Raw genomic sequence first — 17,705 nt, 5'->3', positions numbered from 1 at the left:
TGCGCATGCGATCACCTGACCGCATCACCCGCACCTTGATGTTTCATCTTGAACTGGCGCCTCGACGGCGCCATCTGTTCCGGACCCAACGGCGTTTTCCACCATGCGCAAGATCTTCAGCAGTCAACGTATCGAAACCGCCGAAGGCGTGGCCAATCTCTTGCGCGATGCGGGAATCGAGATCCGCATCAGCAACGGTCGCTCGTATCAAAGCAAGCGAGGCGGCCAGTTCAGCTACCTGGAGCAGAGCAACGCCCAGGCGCAGCCCACCGTCTGGATCGTGCATGCCAACGACCAGCCGCGCGCACGCGAGCTGCTGCGCGACGCCCGCCTGCTGGACACCACCCGCCGCGACCTGCCGAATGTGGAATACACCTTCCGCGAGGGTGAAAACGGCTCCAGCTCCAATGCGCGCAGCTGGGCTTGGCGTATCCGCCTGGTGTTGCTGCTGGTGATCGGCGCCGTGGCGATGGTGGTGGTGATGCGCCACCGCAGCGCGCCGACGCAAGTGGCACCAGCGGCCCAGCCGGCATCGCAACGGACGCCAGCGCCAGATGGCGTACCACCGGCAGCAGAAGACGACGAAGTGCGCGTACGGATCCAGCCGACCCGCTGAACGCGGCTGGCCAGCGCGGTCACCCGCTGGTACGGCAGGCATGCTCGTCGGCGCGGTCACATCCGTCGCCGGCCTGCGTCATGCTGGCATCAGGACATGGATTGCGCCGATGAACGCCGACACGCTGAATCTGATGTTGCAACGCGACCTGCCCAGCGCCGCGGCTGGCTGCCAGCAGGCTTACGGGCGCATCGTGCTTGCGTGCCAGAACACGGTGACTGCGATCGCGCTGGCGATCACCCGCGACATCGCAGCCAGCGAAGACATTGCCCAGGAGGCCTTCCTGCGTGCCTGGCAGCGGCTGGCGCAACTGCATCAGCCGGCCAGCTTCCTGCCCTGGCTGCGCCAGATCACCCGCAACCTGGCGCGCGACTGGCTGCGCGCCAACCGCCATCGCGCGCTCAGTGGTGAAGCGGCCGAGCTTGCCATTGCGATGGCCGCCGACCCGGCGCCCTCGCCCGCCGAGCAGTTGCTGCAGGTGGAAGAAGAGATCGCCGCGCTCGACATCATTTCTGCATTGCCGGAAGAAAGTCGCGAAACGCTGCTGTTGTATTACCGCGAAGGCCAGAGCTCGCAACAGGTTGCCTCGCTGCTTGGGCTCAGCGATGCAGCAGTACGCAAGCGCCTGTCGCGCGCACGTGCCAGCGTACGCAGCGAGCTGCTGCGCCGGTTCGGCGAGTTCGCGCGTCGCAGCGCACCCGGCATGGCATTCGCCAGCGCAGTGAGCTCGGCCAGCCTGTTGGGCGCGCCGGGCAAGGCTAGCGCGGCGGTTGTGCTGACGGGCATCGGAGGCGCGGGAAAACTGGGCGCGAGCGGGTTGAGCGGCTCGGCGCTGGGTGGGGGCGGCGCCGCTGGCGCGCTCAGCCTCTGGCTCGGCATGCCGGCACTGTTCGCTGCGTGCGCGGTGCTGGTTGCCGGGATCGGTACCTACTGGACGTACTGGTACCTGCTGCGCTTCGCACAGACCGCCAGCGAGGCAGCGGCGATCCGTCGGTTCGTGCACGTCACCACGCTGACCTCGGTGCTGGTATGCGGCAGCACGTTGGTGCTGAAATACCTGCACGCAGGCGCGTGGGTATCGGTTCTGACGCTGTGCGCAGGCATGGCGGTACTCAACTATCAATCCCTGCGCATCCTGCCACGCGTCATGCGCCCCATGCTCGAACGCGATGCGCGCAGACACGGCGCCACCCGGGCGCCGCTGTTGTACCGCTGCATGTTCAGTCCCGGCGCGATGCTGGTGAGCACTGCGGCTGTCATTGTGCCCGTCGTGCGGCACTACATGCAGTCAGGAATGCTCTGAGCCGACCGGATATCACCGCTGGTTCGGCAGCGGCAAACTTTTCCAAGACGATGACACGCCGACGCCGAGCCAAGCGCACGCCGACGCGACAACTGCATACGGCAACCTGGTGGCGTGCGCGATGGATCCGGCTCAATGTGGTCTGCGTGCGAGGGGAGGCGCGCGGCGAGCCACGCTCCATGATCCGAAGTGATGGATTCGTATCCGACCATCGCTGTCATCGGGCAACGCCCGCGCTGCTATAAGCAGGCAGGATTCAACCAGACCACGGAGTCATGAAGTGAAGGCAAGTCTGTTCACCAGTCTGCTGATGATGGTCAGCATGAGCGCGCATGCGGACGGACTCACCAAGTCCCCCGATGGCAAGACGCTGTCGGTGAGTTTCGGAGCACCCACCTTCAAGCAGGTGCTTCACTACCGCAAGCTCTACGACAAGAAGCCGTTCCCCGACGCGGAAATCTATTATTTCAGCAACGGCATGTACAAAATCATTTCCCAGGGCGAAAACCATTACGGCGTCTATGTCCTGCAGGGAACATTCGACGACCAGACCTACACCATCCGGTTCATCTCCCTGCCCTCGGAAGACTGGGGCAACAAGACCGCGTTCCACCAGCTGACCTTCGTGCGCGGCGAGCAGCAGAATGTCTTCATCCAGAACGCCATCGTCGACACCGGCGAAGCGATCGCGCAGCAGAACGGCACCTACACGCTGGAGAAAAACACCGTCTCCAATCCGGTTCCCACCTCGTGGAAGCACGACTGAGCGTTGTGCCCGCGCTCAGCGTCTGTCCCAAACGCAAGCGCCCTCCCGCCAGGCGGAAGGGCGCGGTCGATCGGCGCCTTGTTACGTACTGCAAACAACTGGTGAACCCACCACTCACCCAAGCGGCACTCGCCAATACGCAACGAGTGCCGCAGTCGGCGATGCCTCAGCGGTTCGTCGCAGGTGCGGCGGCCGGTGCCGGCTTGCCATCGTCGCCGTGCCTGCCCATCCCACCCGGTCCGTGCCCGCCACGCCACTTGGACGCGGCATCGAACTCGGCCTTGCTCAGCTTGCCGTCCTTGTCGGTATCGGCCTTGGCAAACCACGCGTCGCGATGCTGCTGCATGCGCAACTCACGGTCGGCACGGTCGACGAAGCCGTCCTTGTTGAGATCCATCTGGTCGAAGCGTGCAGCGAACTTGGGGTCGGCCTTGGCTTCTTCGCGGCTGATACGGCCATCCTTGTTGGTATCGAGCTTGGCCATCCATTCGCCACGTCCGCCGCGCCCATCGCGCCCAGGGCCACGATGATGCGGGCGCTCGTCGCGCGACAGCTTGCCGTCCTTGTTGGTGTCCAACGTATCGAACTGCGCGGCCAGCGTCGGATCGGCAGCCGCTTCGCTGCGGTCGATCACGCCATCGCCGCTCTTGTCGAGCTTGGCAGGCCGCGGCGCATCGCCGGGAGCCGGCACGGTGGCGGCGAATGCGGTGCCAGCGGACAGCGCGGCCAGCACGGCCAGGGCGAGAAAGGGTTTGCGTGACGTCATGAGACACTCCTGGAAGATAGGAACCACACGCGGCACCTGCATGGGCCGCATCGCGTGGGTGGTGCGTGCGGATCATCCGTGCGCTGCCACCAACACCCTCATCAACGAGCCATCGCTGCGCGCGTTGACGCCCAGGCCGGACGTATTCATCCGGCGGACAGTCGCCGCTGCTGCGACGCGCAGGCGCTATCCTTCGGCCATGGCCATCCATGCCGACACCCACGACGACCTGCGCCTGTTCCAGACCGGCGAGCATGCCTGTGGCTATTGGTCCGACCGGCAGGCGCGCGATCTGGTGCTGGACCCGCACGATCCGCGCCTGGGGGCGATTTATCCGCAAGCGCTGGCATGGGGGTTCCGTCGCTCCGGCGACCTGGTCTACCGGCCGCACTGCGAACGGTGCCGTGCCTGCGTGCCGGTACGCATCGCGGTGGATGCGTTCCATCCAGACCGCAGCCAACGCCGTTGCCTGGCGCGCAACCAGGATCTGGTGGTCCGCGTGGTGGCCGCCGAGCGCACCGACGAACAACTGGCGCTCTATCGCCAGTACCTCAAGCACCGGCATCCCGGCGGCGGCATGGACGAACATGGCGCCACCGAATTCGACCAGTTCCTGATCGGCGGCTGGTCGCACGGGCGCTTTCTGGAGATCCGCGAACCGGCCATCGCGCACCTGCCCGGCCGGCTGCTGGCGGTTGCAGTGACCGATGTCACCGAGCATGCGTTGTCGGCGGTCTACACGTTCTACGCGCCGGAGGCGGCAGCGCGCAGCCTGGGCACGTTCGCGATCCTGCAGCAGATCCAGTGGGCGCAACGCGAGCGACGCGCGCACCTGTATCTGGGGTACTGGATCAATGGCCACGCGAAAATGAACTACAAGCGCCGCTTCAGTGCACTGGAAGCCTACGATGGCCGCCACTGGCGCGGCTTGCCCGCCCACGCATCGGCCGACTGAACCGCCGGATTGCGACATCGGCGTGTCGCATCCCGCATGCGAGAATCTCGCAATGATCAAACCTTTCCTGCTGCTCACGCTGACCGCCCTGTGCGCGGCCTGCGCCCACCCCGCGCCCTCGCCCACGATGCAGACCGACACCCTCGCCGCCCGGCCGGCCGCGGCACAGCTGCGCATCGCCACCTACAACACCTCGCTGTATTCGGACGAGGCCGGCGGCCTGATACGCGAGCTGCAGGGCGACAGCGCGCATGCGCGCAAGATCGCTGCGGTACTGCAGCGCGTGCGCCCGGACCTGGTGCTGCTCAACGAGTTCGACTTCGACCCGGAACACCGTGCTGCCGATCTGTTCCAGCAACGCTATCTGCAAGTGGCCCAGCCGGGCGGCGGCGAGGCGTTGCGTTATCCGTACCGCTATCTGGCACCGGTCAATACCGGCGTGCCGAGCGGCCTGGATCTGGACAACAACGGCAGCGCCGGCGGCGAAGGCCGCGCGCGTGGCAACGACGCGTGGGGCTACGGGCTGCATCCTGGCCAGTACGGCATGCTGGTGTTGTCGCGCTACCCGATCGATGCGCAGGCGGTGCGGAGCTTCCAGTTGCTGAAGTGGAGCGCGCTACCTGGCGCGCTGCGGCCGATCGATCCGGCCAGCAAGACGTCGTACTACAGCGATGCCATCTGGGCACAGCTGCGGCTGTCGTCCAAATCGCATTGGGATGTGCCGGTGCGCACGCCGGTGGGTGTCGTGCATGCGCTGGTGTCGCACCCCACCCCACCGGTGTTCGACGGTGCCGAGAAACGCAACGCCGCGCGCAACCACGACGAGCTGCAGTTGTGGCGCGCCTACCTGGACAACGCACCCGAAAGCCAACGCTGGCTCTGCGACGACAAGGGCGGCTGCGGCGGCTTGGCTGCCGATGCGCGCTTCGTCATCCTGGGCGATCTGAACAACGACCCGGTCGATGGCGCCGGCCGCCATGAGGCGATCCGCGCCTTGATCAACCACCCGCGCGTGCTGCAGTACCCCACCCCGCGCAGCGATGGCGGCCCGGAAAAAACCGCCGAATACGCCGCGTTGGGCATCGCCCACAGCGGCGACCCGCACCAGGTCACCGGCGACTTCGGCCCGCAGGCCGGCACCATGCGCCTGGACTACGTGCTGCCATCGCACCAGTTCACCCTGATCGGCAGCGGCATTTTCTGGCCGGCCAGCAACGCGCCGGAGGCGGCGATTGCCGATGGCAGCGACCATCATGCGGTGTGGGTGGATGTGGCGGAGTAGCGGGGGGTTGGGGAGTTGGGATTAGGGATTCGGAGCAGCGAGTTGCTTGCCCATCTGCGGTCTCGGCACCCGGCTGGAAAAAGATCCACGCACGAGCAGCTCGTCGGGCGCCGTGCTGCTTGCGGTGACCGACGACGTGGCGTCACCAGGGGCAATCAATCAGCTGCGTCAGGCATCCTCGGGAAGACGTCCGCATCAATCCCGAGCGCCCTTGCCGAGTCGACGCAATGCAGCCGTGCGCAGCACTGCGTCTGACCTACGCCGCTCAGGCCTGCAGCTGGATCGTCAACGCCGCAGCAGCGACGCGCGCCTTCTCACGCGCGGCATCGATGCTGTCCGCACGCGCCAGGGTGACGCCGACGCGGCGATGGCCGTCCACGCGCGGCTTGCCGAACAGGCGCAGTGCGGTGTCCGGGTCGCGCAGTGCCTCGGCCACGTTATCGAACACCGGCACGCCATTGCCGTGCGCCAGCAACGCGCACGACGCCGAAGGGCCGGCCTGACGGATCACGCCGCCGTCCTGCGCGCCCACCGGCAGGCCAAGGATGGCGCGGGCGTGCAGCGCGAATTCGCTCAGTTCCTGCGAGACCAGCGTGACCAGGCCGGTGTCGTGCGGGCGCGGCGAGACTTCGCTGAACCACACCTCGTCGCCCTTGACGAACAACTCCACGCCGAACAGGCCCCAGCCGCCGAGCTCGTCGGTGATGGCCTTGGCGATCTGCTGCGAGCGGCGCAACGCAGCGGCCGACATCGGCTGCGGCTGCCAGCTTTCGCGGTAGTCGCCGTCCTGCTGCCAATGCCCGATGGGGTCGCAGTACGAGGTGCCGCCGGCATGCCGCACGGTGAGCAAGGTAATTTCGTAATCGAAATCGATGAAGCCTTCGACGATGCAGCGACCGGCACCGGCACGCCCGCCGGTCTGCGCATACGCCCACGCCGCATCGATATCGGCCTCGCTACGCAGGGTGCTCTGGCCCTTGCCCGAGGACGACATCACCGGCTTGACCACGCATGGCAAGCCCACCGCGGCGATTGCATCGCGATACTCCTCGACGGTATCGACAAAGCGATACGGCGAGGTCGGCAAGCCCAGCGTTTCGGCGGCCAGGCGGCGAATGCCTTCGCGGTCCATGGTCAGGCGGGCGGCACGCGCGGTCGGGATGACCTTTTGGCCTTGCTCGCGTTCCAGCGCCACCAGGGTCTCGGTATGGATCGCCTCGATCTCCGGCACGATCAGATGCGGCTGCTCGCTGGCGATCAGCGCGCGCAATGCGGCGGGGTCGAGCATGTCCAGCACATGCGAGCGGTGCGCCACCTGCATTGCCGGTGCATTGGCATAGCGGTCGGCTGCGATCACTTCCACACCGAAACGCTGCAGCTCGATCGCCACTTCCTTGCCCAGTTCGCCTGAGCCCAGCAACAACACGCGGGTGGCAGAAGGCGATAACGGCGTGCCGAGAGTGGTCATGAGCGCGATCCAGAGCGAGAGGGGGCCGCCATTCTAACGGTTGCCCGCTGCCACGCCGACGAACGGCAGTTGTTTAAATGATATCACATTGATATCTTTTTACCACTCCATAAGGACTCGCGCTCATGAAAGAGAAGCCGATTGGTTCGTTACCCGGCATTCCTGTCGTCCTCGTTGCAGGCGCCGGCCTCCTCGGTGCCGGCTGGTACGTGCTGACAATGATGGCCGGCACCAGCGTCACGCCAGGCGCGTTCGTCGCTGCAGTGCTGGTCGCGGCGGCGTGCATTTTCATGTTGGCCGGCCTGTATACGCTGGAGCCCAACCAGGCCGCGGTATTGAGCCTGTTCGGCAAGTACGTCGGGACCGTCAAGGACGCCGGCCTGCGCTGGAATGTGCCGTTCTACGCCAAGCGTCGCGTCAGCCAGCGCGTGCGCAATTTCGAAAGCGGACGACTCAAGGTCAACGAGCTGGATGGGAGCCCGATCGAAATCGCGGCGGTGATCGTCTGGCAGGTGCTGGATGCCTCCGAAGCGGTCTACAACGTCGACGACTACGAGAGCTTCGTGCATATCCAGTCCGAAGCGGCGCTGCGCGCGATGGCGACCAGCTATCCGTACGACCAGCACGAAGACGGCCAGATTTCGCTGCGCAGCCATCCGGCGGAAATCAGCGAGCAGCTCAAGCGCCATCTGGACGAGCGCCTGACCCAGGCCGGCGTGGACGTGATCGAGGCGCGCATCAGCCACCTCGCCTATGCGCCGGAAATCGCCCAGGCCATGCTGCAGCGCCAGCAGGCCAATGCGGTGATCGCAGCACGCTCGCGCATCGTCGCCGGCGCTGTCGGGATGGTCGAAATGGCGCTGTCGGAGTTGCAGAAGAATGGCGTGGTGCAACTGGACGAAGAGCGCAAGGCGCATATGGTCAGCAACCTGCTCACCGTGTTGTGTTCCGATCGCGGGACCCAACCGGTGGTCAACGCCGGCTCGCTGTATTGAGGGCAACCGATAAAACAGCTGCGCTCACTGCCGTCCGGGCGCAGCCACGGTTCGGCATCGGCATGCGCCACTCGTACACTGCGCGTGTGGGCGCACCCTCCATGCCCGCCCTGGCGACGACTTGCTTCTGTTGCATCAGCCACTCCGAGATCGATCCGATGAATATCATGGTGCCCCTGGTGGTTGCGCTTTCCGGCTTGCCCGCGCTGGCCATCGCCGCGTCCATCGGCGCGGACGACGACGACCGCGCACGCGGCCTGGGCCTGCGCTGGGCGCTGATCAGCCTGGTGATCCTGGTCGGCGCTGCGTGCCTGTACTGGGCCGGCGACAACCGCGCCGGTATCTATGCGGTGGTGATCGGCATGCTCGTCGGCGTCAACGCGTTGATCGTGTCGATGCTGATGCACCTGCGCCGTCACGGCGGCCGCAGAGACGGCAAATGAGCGAAAAAAAAGCCTACCCACTGCGTATCAATGCCGATGTGTTGGCCGCCGTGCAGCGCTGGGCCGACGACGAATTGCGCAGCCTCAATGCGCAGATCGAGTACGTGCTGCGCGATGCGTTACGCAAGGCTGGCCGGCTACCGAAGCCGCAGGGCGGAAAAGAAACATCCGAAAATTGATCACGCGCCGTCGATCTTCCGGACGCGCCTGCGCAGCGGTATAGCGGTTCGTGCGTGTGGCTTGGCGCGTGGTCACAGCGCCCGGCTGGACTGGCAGCACTCACCTGGCAAACGCTAAGCTGCGTAGATGCATCATCCTCAACGTGCACTCCTCAATACCAGCGCGATCGAGCTGTGGCCGGCCGATCTGCTGCGCGCGCGCGGCAATGCGGATGCGCGTGTGCTGGCACAGGCCGACTGGCTATTGCGACGCAAACGCGATGGGCGCTATCTGGCTGCACATCTTCCGCAGGGTCTGATGCCGCTGATCCCGCGGCTGGCACGCGAGCCTGGCCTGGACGAAGCATTGGACCGTCTGCAGAGCGCAACCGGCCGCAACGGCCAGGTACACGACGATACGCTGGCGATCGACGGATTGCAGCGCCGGCTGAGCCAGCTCGGGCTCGTCGCCGACGACTACGTGCAACGGACGGGCCTGCAGTTGATCGCCGAACCGGCTGCACTGCAGTTTGCCGGACGCGATCGCTTCGGCCGTCCGTTATGGCTCAGCGCTGGTGCTGCACGCGCATGGCGACGGATGCGTGCGGCTGCGCTGCGCGCAGACATCGTGCTCGATGCGATTTCCGGCTACCGCAGCCACGACTACCAACTGGGCATCTTCGAGCGCAAGTTCGCGCACGGGCTCACCCTGGAGCAGATCCTCACGGTCAACGCGGCGCCGGGTTTCAGCGAACACCACAGCGGCGACGCACTGGACCTGGGCACACCGGGCGAGCCGCCGGCCGAAGAGTCCTTCGAAGCCACGCCCGCATTCGCCTGGTTGTGCAGCCACACGCACGCGTTCGGCTACCGCCTGAGTTATCCACGCAACAACCCGCATGGCATCGTCTACGAACCGTGGCATTGGCGTTGGTCGGCCAGATGAGCCGGCCGAACCTCATACGCCACGTAGCGCGGCTGGAGATTACCGCCCGTCGCGTCTGACCCGCGTGCGAGCGCCCTACTCCTGCGAACGCGGTGTCGGCACCTTGGTCGCCACACTGAAGTCGGCAATCTTCCACAGATAGAACGCGGCATAGGTGCGGTACGGGCCCCAGCGTTCGCCGCGAGCAGCCAAGTCCTTGGGCGTAGGCATCTGCTCCTGCTTGTCCACGCGCTGCGCCCCTTTGCGCACGCCCAGGTCGTCGATGGGCAACAGATCCGGGCGGCCCAGGCGGAACATCAGCATCATTTCCACCGTCCAGCGGCCGATGCCGCGCACCGGCACCAGCGCCTGCACGATGGCGTCCTCGTCCATGAAAGCGAGTCTGCGCAGCGAGGGAATCTCGCCTTCGCTTTCGCGCCGCGCCAGATCGCGCAGCGCGAGCGCCTTGTTGCCGGAAACGCCGCAGGCACGCAGTGCCGCATCGTCGATACGGCCGAGGGTGTCCGCATGCAGCCGCTGCGCGCCGATCGCCACTTCCACCCGCGCCACGATGGTCGACGCCGCCTTGCCGCTGAGTTGCTGAAACAGGATGGCGCGTGCCAGCGCATCCACCGGATCGAAGGGTTTGTGCCACCCTGGTTGCGGGGCGATCGGGCCAATGCGCTTCATCCACGCGCCCAGCGCGCGATCGCGCCGGGACAGGTACGCGAACGCAGCCTCCACATCGAATCCGCGGGCATGGCGCGGCATGCTCAGCGCCTCAACGCACCGATGGCCAGCACCACCCAGCCCAGCATCAGGCCAACTCCGCCGACCGGCGCCAGGGTGGTCGGCCACTGCAGCAGCGCGCCCCCGACCAGGCTACCGGTAAACAGCAAGGTGCCGAGCAACAACAGGTACAAGCCCACCCTGCCCAGCGCGCGCGTTTCGGTGGCGCCCAGCACGGTGAGGACCGCGCCATGGCCGAATGCGTACAAGGACGCCAGCTGCAGCCGCGACTGCACCACCGCATCGGCAACGCCGTGCGAGGCATAGGCCGATAGACCGACGGCAATGGCCGCCAACAGGCCACCGCAGAACGCCAGCAGCGAGGGGTGTTTCTTGCGACGATCAAGCAAAGACATGCAGGCAACTTCCATAGCAGCGCCGCAGCGCAAAAAAAAACGCGCCGCAAGTCTGCGGCGCGTTTTCGTCTGGATCAGCTCATCGCGGTGAGACGATTACTTGATGGCCCAGTAGACGTCGTACGTACCGTCCTGGGTGAACGACTTGTCCACGCCACCCTTCCAGGCTTCGTACGGACGATCGGTCACGTCCATGCCACTGGTGGCAGCCCAGGCACGCAACGAGTTACGCACTGCGTCCAGACCGGCCATATGGCCTGCGTAGGTCGCAAACGCCGAACGGTGCGCCGGAACCCGCTGGTACTTCACCGGTGCTTCGGACGGAATGTTGAGCTTCAGCTCGTCGCCGGTCGCAGCCACCGGGGTTGCATCGGCAGGTGCCGCGCCAGCCGCGTCGTCCTTCTTGGCGTCGGTCTTGGCAGTGTCGGCCTTGGCGTCGGTCTTCGGAGCGCCACCAGCGCGCTTGCGCACCGGCTGCACCACGTCGAAGGCGTACTTGTCGGACGCAAAGTCGGTGGTCACGATGCGCACCGGACCAACCGCTTCAAGGCCGTTGGAATCCATCACGCGCTTGATCCACTCCTGGTTGTCCTTGATCGACTTCTTGATCGTCTCGTTGTCACGATCGATGTTGCCCGCGGTGACGACCAACAGGTCCTCGGCCGGCACATCGACGATCTTCAGGTCGCTCAACACCGGCTTGCCGTCAAGCTCGGCGCGGTAGTCGAAGTTCGGCACGGTGGCCAGCGCGGTCGCCAGACGCGACAGACCCAGCTTCAGGTCGTCGCCCACGTGGCGGCTGACGTACAGACCGGCATAGCGACCGAACAGGTTCCAGCCGTACTTGACGCTGTAATCCTGGGTGATCTTGACGTTCTTGTTGTTCTTGCCGGTCGGCACCAGGGTGAAATTGGTGACCTTGTCGTAGCCCTTGGTGGGATCTTCGATCGCGATCTCGACACGCTCGTTCTTGACGCTGTTTTTGATCTCCCAGCTGCCGTTGCCGATATAGCCCTCGGTGGAGCTGTATTCGACGCGTGCACCCTTGCCCTCTTCCGGGCCGGCCAGCTTCAGCTGGATCTTCGGGTCACGCAGCACAAGCGGGTTCCAATCCTTGAAACGACGGAAGCTGTTCACGGTGTCGTAAACAATCGTCATCCTGCGGTTGGTCTCAACACTCTCGGACATCTGCCGCTCCGAGGGCAACACCAAGCCCACCACGACAAACAAGCCAGCCACGATCCCCAAGGCGATCAGGAACTCGATAATACGGGTCATTCAGGAGGTCTCCGGGGCCGATCCCACGGCCGGGTTGAGTGAAGCGAAGCCACCATCCTAGCAGGCTTCGAGAAAGATGTTCAGTTGTGCGACGGGTAGCGCGGTCTTGCGGTGTCATTCACCGCGCAACGCAGCGCGTAGGGGATGCGCAATCCCAACCTGCACAAGGGTTTGGGCGATTGCGCGCCGCTATCATGCACATCACGTGCTGCGTGCGTGTGATGTTGCAGCTGCCAGGCGGCACCGGGCCGCCCGTCTGGCAGTCCCACCGGCGCTGCAGCGTCCTGAATGCGAGCTCCGCCCTTGCTGCAGGCCGGCGCGGCGTCGAGCTTGGCGGTGCGGCGCCGATCTCACACCAACTGCAGCTCGAACGCCTTCAGCACCGCGCGGGTGCGGTCGCGTACGCCGAGCTTGGAGAGGATGTTGGAGACGTGATTCTTGATGGTGCCTTCGGCCACACCCAGCGAGTTGGCGATTTCCTTGTTGGAGAACCCGCTCGCCATCAGCCGCAGGATCTCGGTCTCGCGGTCGGTGAGCGGATCGGGCCGGTCCAGGCTAACGAACTCGTTGCGCATGTGCTCCAGGCCCGAGAGCAGGCGCTGGGTCACTGCCGGCTGCACCAGCGAACCACCTTCGGCGACGGTGCGGATGGCGCCGACCAGTTGTTCCAGCGAGACGTCCTTGAGCAGGTAGCCCTTGGCGCCGGCCTTGAGCCCGGCCAATACCAATTGGTCGTCGTCGAAGGTGGTCAGGATGATGGTCGGCGGCAGGGTGCCGTTGCGCGAGAGCATCTGCAGCGCTTCCAGCCCGGACATCACCGGCATGCGCATGTCCATCAGCACCACGTCCGGCTGGATCTGCGGAATCTGCTCCACCGCCTGCTTGCCGTCGGAGGCCTCGGCCACTACCTCGATGCCGTCGTCCAGCGCCAACAGCGAGCGGATCCCCTGGCGCACCAGGGTTTGATCGTCGACCAGGCACACACGGATCATCACAACACTCCTTGAGTCACGGCCGCAGGCATCAGTGCCGGCGCGCCTGGAACAGCGATGCGTAGGCCAAAGCCGTCACCCCGCCGGGTTTGAATTTCGAGCTGCCCACCATACTGGTTCAACCGCTCGCGCATGCCGCGCAGCCCGTTGCCGGGCGCGACCGCATCGGCGCCGTGGCCGTCGTCGCGGGCGTCGATCAGCACCGTATCGGCATCGCGGCGCACCTGGATCCACAGGTTGCGCGCGCCGGCGTGGCGCACCGCATTGGTGATGATTTCCTGGGTGCAGCGCAGCAGCACGTGGGCGCGCTCGGGGTCGTCCAGGGTCAGCGGCTGGGCGATGTCCAGATGGATATCCAACGACGGCACCTGGGTGACCAGCGGGCGCAGCGCCGCTTCCAGGTCGATCGCACCGCTGTCGCGCAGATGGCTGACCGCCTCGCGCACATCGGTGAGCAACAACTTGGCCAGCGTGTGCGCCTGGCGCACATGCTCCTGGGCCTGCCCCTCGGTGATGTGACCGGCCACTTCGAGGTTGAGACTGAGCGCGGTGAGGTGATGGCCCAGCAGATCGTGCAGCTCGCGCGAGATACGGGTGCGCTCGTTGATGCGCGCGCTCTCGGCCAGCAACGCGCGGGTGGCGCGCAATTCGGCATTGAGCCGGCGTTGCTCTTCGCGCGCATCGGTCTGTTGGCGGGCCACCAGGCTGGTGACGAAGATGAACATCGAAAAGCCGCCGTACAACAGCGACTGCATCAACGCCGCGAACAGGGTGAAGTCCGGGCGCAGGTAGTAGAACACCGGCAGCACCGCCAGCTGGCTCAGCACCAACCACAGCACGCCCACGCGCAGCGGCAGCAGCCACGGGATCACCCCGGCCGCCACCATCATCAGGATGCTGCCGAGCCCGGTTCCGCTCAGATAGCTCACCGCCAGCGCGCAGATGGTGAGCAGCAACAGGATCAGCCGGTCGTACCAGTGCGCGTGGCCGCCGCTGTTCAAGCCGCGGGTCAACCAGAAGTAGCTGGCGCCGAAGCCGATGAAGAATGCCGACATCATCACCGCCTCGGCCACGCTGCGGTGGTCGCCCTCTTCGGCCGGCGGCCAGTACGTGTACACCAGGGGCATGACGATCATCGCCCAGGTGAACAGGCCGGCGAAGCGCAGGACGCGCGTATGACTGAGGTATCCCAACATGTCCGCATCTTAGGCGTAAGCGACCGCGCTGCCCTCTTGCCGGAAGTCATGCATGCCGGCGTGCAAGGATTGCGGATGCCGGCCCGCACCGCGCCTGTGCCGACGCGCCGTTGCATGCCGGCACCTGCCGCGCGCCGGCCGATCGCACGTGGCGGGTCGCCGCTTCAGGCCCCGCATGTAATAATCCGACGCAGATCCGATTTCGGGTCGAGGCGTTACCCCACGGAGTCCCAATGTCGATCGTCATCCGCGACGTGCGCGAGCACGAGCTCGATTCCGTCCTGGCCCTGAACAACAATGCCGGACTGGCGATCCTGCCGCTGGATTCAACCAAGCTGCAACGTTTCTACGCGCAGGCCGAATATTTCCGCGTCGCCGAGCGCGACGGCAACCTGGCCGGGTTTCTGGTCGGTTTCGGAAGCGGCAGTGCGCACGACAGCAGCAATTTCGCCTGGTTTCGGGACCGCCACCCGGAATTCTTCTATATCGACCGCATCGTGGTCGCCAGCCGCCGCCGCGGCGGTGGCGTCGGGCGGGCGTTCTATGCCGATGTGCAGAGCTATACCGAGCTGCGTTACCCGCAGCTGGCGTGCGAGGTGTTTCTGGACCATGGCGCAGATGCGGCCTTGCTGTTCCATGGCAGCTTCGGCTTCCGTGAGGTTGGCCAGAACACCATGCCCGACGTGGAAGTGCGCGCCAGCATGCTGATGAAAGACATGTGCAGCTATCGGTGGGTCAAGGAGACCTATGGCGGCAAGTTGCCCGACCACTTGCCGTGGGTGGGCCGGCCGCGTCATGCCGCCACCACCGCTAGCCCATCGACGGGGAGCTGAGTTGTGGCAAGTGTGAATGTGGATTTTGAGCAGGCCGGCGAACTGAAGATCGGCCAGGTAGGTATTGCCAACCTGCGCGTGCGGACGCTGGATGTGCCGCGGCTGGTGCAGGAAATGCGCGAGCGCGTGAGCCGCGCGCCCAAGTTGTTCGGCCGTGCGGCGGTGATCCTGGATTTCGGCGGGCTGTCGCAGGTGCCGGACCTGGCCACGGCCAAGTCCCTGCTGGAAGGTCTGCGCGATGCCGGCGTGCTGCCGGTGGCGCTGGCCTACGGCACCAGCGAGATCGACCTGCTGTCCCAGCAGTTGGGCGTGCCGCTGCTGGCCAAGTTTCGCGCGCAGTACGAGCCGAGCGCGGTCAGTCCGCCGCCGCCACCGCCGCCGCCCGCACGTGCCGAACCCGCGCCGCCGGCCGCGCGACCGGCTCCGGGCCGGATGCAGCGCACCGCGGTGCGTTCGGGTCAGCAGCTGTACGCGGAGAACTGCGACCTGACCGTACTCAGTACGGTCGGTGCCGGGGCCGAGGTCATCGCCGACGGCAGCATCCACATCTACGGTACCCTGCGTGGCCGCGCTCTGGCCGGCGCGCAGGGCAACCCCGACGCGCGCATCTTCTGCCGCGACTTCCACGCCGAACTGGTTGCCATCGCTGGCCACTACAAGGTGCTGGACGATGTTCCCATGGACCTGCGTGGCAAGGCCGTCCAGGTCTGGCTGGAGCAGGATCAGATCAAGATCGCTGCGCTTGATTGACGCGGCCCAACCACAGAAATATTCGGAGAAATCCTTTGGCTGAAATCATCGTAGTCACCTCCGGCAAGGGCGGCGTCGGCAAGACCACCACCAGCGCAAGCCTGGCTTGCGGGCTGGCCAAACGCGGCAAGAAGGTGGCGGTCATCGACTTCGACGTTGGCTTGCGCAACCTGGACCTGATCATGGGCTGCGAGCGGCGTGTGGTGTACGACTTCGTCAATGTCGTACACGGCGAAGCCACGCTCAAGCAATCGCTGATCAAGGACAAGCGGTTCGAGAACCTGTACGTCCTGGCCGCCTCGCAGACGCGCGACAAGGACGCGCTGACCCAGGAAGGCGTGGAAAAGGTGCTCAAGGACCTGGCCGCCGACGGCTTCGACTACATCGTCTGCGACTCGCCGGCCGGTATCGAAAAAGGCGCGTTCCTGGCGATGTATTTCGCCGACCGCGCGGTGGTGGTGGTCAATCCGGAAGTGTCTTCGGTGCGCGACTCGGACCGCATCATCGGCCTGCTCGATTCCAAGACCCGCAAGGCCGAAGAAGGCAAGGCCGTGCCGGCGTTCCTGTTGCTGACCCGCTACAGCCCCGGCCGCGTGGAAGGCGGCGAGATGCTCAGCATCACCGACGTGGAAGAAGTGCTCGGCCTGAAGGCGATCGGCGTGATTCCCGAATCCGGCGACGTGCTCAACGCCTCCAACAAGGGCGAGCCGGTGATCCTGGATGCCGAGTCCCCGGCCGGCCAGGCGTATGACGACGCAGTCGCCCGCATCATGGGCGAGGAGCGCCCGATGCGATTCACATCCGTGGAGAAGAAAGGCTTCTTCAGCAAGCTGTTCGGAGGGTAAGCATGGGCCTGCTCGATTTTCTCAAGAGCAAGAAGAACACCGCCGAGACGGCCAAGAACCGCCTGCAGATCATCATTGCGCAGGAGCGCAACCATCGCGGCGGGCCGGATTACCTGCCGCTGATGCAGCGCGAACTGCTGGAAGTGATCAAGAAGTACGTCAACATCGACGCCGATGCGGTGCGGGTTGATCTGGTCAAGGACGGCGAGCATGACGTGCTGGACATCTCGGTCGCCCTGCCGGAAGACGGCGACAAGTAAGCGCCCAGAACGGCACCGGGTTCGCACGGTGCCGTTGTCGCATGTGACCTGACCGCGAGCCATTGCGCGTGACCACTGCCCCCACTGCCACACCCACCGCCGCCGATGTTCTTTGCGTGGCCGATATCGGCCTGGACGCACCTGCCGCCCTGCTCGCGCGCTATGGCTTGCGCCTGCATCGTGTGGAATCGGGCGCGGCGATTCCAGGCAGTTTCTGGGGAGAACCGGAGGCCGGCATCATCGGCTGCGATGTGTATGTGCGCGACGACACACCGGTGCATTCGCTCCTGCACGAAGCCGGACATCTGATCGTGCTGCCTGCGGAAAAACGCGCCGCGGTGCACACCGATGCCACCGATTCGGTGGAGGAAGAAGACGCCACCTGTTACCTGCAGATCCTGCTGGCCGAGCAACTGCCCGGCGTGGGCAGCGCGCGCCTGATGGCGGACATGGACCGCTGGGGCTATACGTATCGGCTGGGCTCCACCCGCGCCTGGTTCGAGCACGACGCGGAGGACGCGCGCAGCTGGCTGGACGCTCGCGGCCTGCTGCCTGCCTGAAGTGGCCTGTCTGAGCGAGCGCGGCGCGTTCAAGCGCCGGCGCAATCGCAGCGAGTAGCTGTCAGCAGCGAACGGTCACTAGGCCGGTGTGGCGTTCGCAGGAGCCACGGCGCACGTGTGGCACCTGCAGGAGCGAGTACCGGACGCACCATCCGGCGCGAGCGCAGTC

Annotated in this window: 21 protein-coding genes; 14 read left to right on the top strand and 7 right to left on the bottom strand. The window is 65.6% G+C overall.

Annotated elements, in window-relative coordinates:
- The first annotated feature begins 103 nt into the window (after positions 1 to 103).
- From FLG15_RS05995 to FLG15_RS05985, 3 genes are all read left to right on the top strand, one after another.
- Positions 104 to 616 carry a putative signal transducing protein gene (locus tag FLG15_RS05995; RefSeq protein WP_150145682.1) on the top strand — a complete coding sequence of 171 codons (513 nt, stop codon included), beginning with the start codon at positions 104 to 106 and terminating at the stop codon, positions 614 to 616.
- A 109-nt stretch (positions 617 to 725) separates the two neighbouring features.
- Positions 726 to 1,919, top strand: a complete 1,194-nt coding sequence (locus tag FLG15_RS05990; RefSeq protein ID WP_150145680.1) for an RNA polymerase sigma factor — start codon at positions 726 to 728, stop codon at positions 1,917 to 1,919.
- A gap of 280 nt (positions 1,920 to 2,199) precedes the next feature.
- A complete protein-coding gene (locus tag FLG15_RS05985) occupies positions 2,200 to 2,685 on the top strand; it encodes a hypothetical protein (RefSeq protein ID WP_170922301.1) in 486 nt (161 codons plus the stop codon).
- A 166-nt stretch (positions 2,686 to 2,851) separates the two neighbouring features.
- Here the strand turns inward: FLG15_RS05985 and FLG15_RS05980 are convergent, their stop codons facing one another.
- Entirely contained in the window at positions 2,852 to 3,451 is a 600-nt protein-coding gene (locus tag FLG15_RS05980; protein ID WP_150145678.1) for an EF-hand domain-containing protein, read from the bottom strand.
- Between the two features lie 40 nt (positions 3,452 to 3,491).
- Here FLG15_RS05980 and FLG15_RS05975 point away from each other — a divergent pair, with 40 nt between their 5' ends.
- Both FLG15_RS05975 and FLG15_RS05970 read left to right on the top strand, forming a co-directional pair.
- Entirely contained in the window at positions 3,492 to 4,406 is a 915-nt protein-coding gene (locus FLG15_RS05975) for an arginyltransferase (RefSeq protein WP_057677392.1), read from the top strand.
- Positions 4,360 to 5,688 (top strand): endonuclease/exonuclease/phosphatase family protein, encoded by a 1,329-nt coding sequence (locus FLG15_RS05970; RefSeq protein ID WP_057677393.1) that lies wholly within the window; start codon positions 4,360 to 4,362, stop codon positions 5,686 to 5,688. Before FLG15_RS05975 ends, FLG15_RS05970 begins: the two co-directional genes overlap by 47 nt.
- 265 nt (positions 5,689 to 5,953) lie before the next feature.
- Here FLG15_RS05970 and purT read toward each other — a convergent pair whose 3' ends face one another.
- Positions 5,954 to 7,156, bottom strand: coding sequence for a formate-dependent phosphoribosylglycinamide formyltransferase (gene purT / locus FLG15_RS05965; RefSeq protein ID WP_057677394.1), 1,203 nt, complete (start codon positions 7,154 to 7,156; stop codon positions 5,954 to 5,956).
- A 125-nt stretch (positions 7,157 to 7,281) separates the two neighbouring features.
- Here purT and FLG15_RS05960 point away from each other — a divergent pair, with 125 nt between their 5' ends.
- The 4 genes from FLG15_RS05960 (at position 7,282) to FLG15_RS05945 (ending at position 9,698) form a co-directional block, all read left to right on the top strand.
- Entirely contained in the window at positions 7,282 to 8,151 is an 870-nt protein-coding gene (locus FLG15_RS05960; RefSeq protein WP_017160216.1) for an SPFH domain-containing protein, read from the top strand.
- Positions 8,152 to 8,309: 158 nt separating this feature from the next.
- Positions 8,310 to 8,594 carry a hypothetical protein gene (locus tag FLG15_RS05955; protein WP_017156562.1) on the top strand — a complete coding sequence of 95 codons (285 nt, stop codon included), beginning with the start codon at positions 8,310 to 8,312 and terminating at the stop codon, positions 8,592 to 8,594.
- Positions 8,591 to 8,773, top strand: a complete 183-nt coding sequence (locus FLG15_RS05950) for a type II toxin-antitoxin system antitoxin (protein ID WP_017156561.1) — start codon at positions 8,591 to 8,593, stop codon at positions 8,771 to 8,773. The genes FLG15_RS05955 and FLG15_RS05950 overlap by 4 nt, the downstream gene beginning before the upstream one ends.
- Before the next feature lie 127 nt (positions 8,774 to 8,900).
- Entirely contained in the window at positions 8,901 to 9,698 is a 798-nt protein-coding gene (locus tag FLG15_RS05945) for a M15 family metallopeptidase (protein ID WP_150145676.1), read from the top strand.
- Positions 9,699 to 9,773: 75 nt separating this feature from the next.
- On the opposite strand, the gene FLG15_RS05940 is transcribed toward FLG15_RS05945, so the two are convergent.
- From FLG15_RS05940 to FLG15_RS05920, 5 genes are all read right to left on the bottom strand, one after another.
- On the bottom strand, positions 9,774 to 10,448 hold the full coding sequence (locus FLG15_RS05940; protein ID WP_033478221.1) for a DNA-3-methyladenine glycosylase family protein: 675 nt from the start codon (positions 10,446 to 10,448) through the stop codon (positions 9,774 to 9,776).
- A 2-nt stretch (positions 10,449 to 10,450) separates the two neighbouring features.
- Positions 10,451 to 10,837 (bottom strand): DUF423 domain-containing protein, encoded by a 387-nt coding sequence (locus FLG15_RS05935; protein WP_057677397.1) that lies wholly within the window; start codon positions 10,835 to 10,837, stop codon positions 10,451 to 10,453.
- A gap of 81 nt (positions 10,838 to 10,918) precedes the next feature.
- Positions 10,919 to 12,100, bottom strand: a complete 1,182-nt coding sequence (locus FLG15_RS05930) for a polyketide cyclase (RefSeq protein ID WP_017156557.1) — start codon at positions 12,098 to 12,100, stop codon at positions 10,919 to 10,921.
- Between the two features lie 350 nt (positions 12,101 to 12,450).
- Entirely contained in the window at positions 12,451 to 13,092 is a 642-nt protein-coding gene (locus tag FLG15_RS05925) for a response regulator (protein WP_008574699.1), read from the bottom strand.
- Complete coding sequence (locus tag FLG15_RS05920; protein WP_005915636.1) at positions 13,092 to 14,288, bottom strand: sensor histidine kinase; 1,197 nt, start codon at positions 14,286 to 14,288, stop codon at positions 13,092 to 13,094. The genes FLG15_RS05925 and FLG15_RS05920 overlap by 1 nt, the downstream gene beginning before the upstream one ends.
- 233 nt (positions 14,289 to 14,521) lie before the next feature.
- On the opposite strand from FLG15_RS05920, the gene FLG15_RS05910 reads away from it, so the two are divergent.
- From FLG15_RS05910 to FLG15_RS05890, 5 genes are all read left to right on the top strand, one after another.
- Complete coding sequence (locus tag FLG15_RS05910; protein ID WP_017156556.1) at positions 14,522 to 15,121, top strand: GNAT family N-acetyltransferase; 600 nt, start codon at positions 14,522 to 14,524, stop codon at positions 15,119 to 15,121.
- A gap of 3 nt (positions 15,122 to 15,124) precedes the next feature.
- Positions 15,125 to 15,871, top strand: a complete 747-nt coding sequence (gene minC, locus FLG15_RS05905; protein ID WP_057677398.1) for a septum site-determining protein MinC — start codon at positions 15,125 to 15,127, stop codon at positions 15,869 to 15,871.
- A 35-nt stretch (positions 15,872 to 15,906) separates the two neighbouring features.
- Complete coding sequence (gene minD, locus FLG15_RS05900) at positions 15,907 to 16,716, top strand: septum site-determining protein MinD (RefSeq protein WP_005930297.1); 810 nt, start codon at positions 15,907 to 15,909, stop codon at positions 16,714 to 16,716.
- Between the two features lie 2 nt (positions 16,717 to 16,718).
- Positions 16,719 to 16,976, top strand: a complete 258-nt coding sequence (minE, locus tag FLG15_RS05895) for a cell division topological specificity factor MinE (protein WP_003484370.1) — start codon at positions 16,719 to 16,721, stop codon at positions 16,974 to 16,976.
- 68 nt (positions 16,977 to 17,044) lie between these two features.
- Entirely contained in the window at positions 17,045 to 17,536 is a 492-nt protein-coding gene (locus FLG15_RS05890; protein WP_017156554.1) for a hypothetical protein, read from the top strand.
- The last annotated feature ends 169 nt before the right edge of the window (positions 17,537 to 17,705 follow it).

Source organism: Xanthomonas phaseoli pv. dieffenbachiae, from assembly GCF_008639345.1.
Lineage (GTDB): Bacteria > Pseudomonadota > Gammaproteobacteria > Xanthomonadales > Xanthomonadaceae > Xanthomonas > Xanthomonas phaseoli.
The sequence above is the reverse complement of the archived record's forward strand: the minus strand, read 5'-3'. Positions and strand labels throughout refer to the sequence as shown.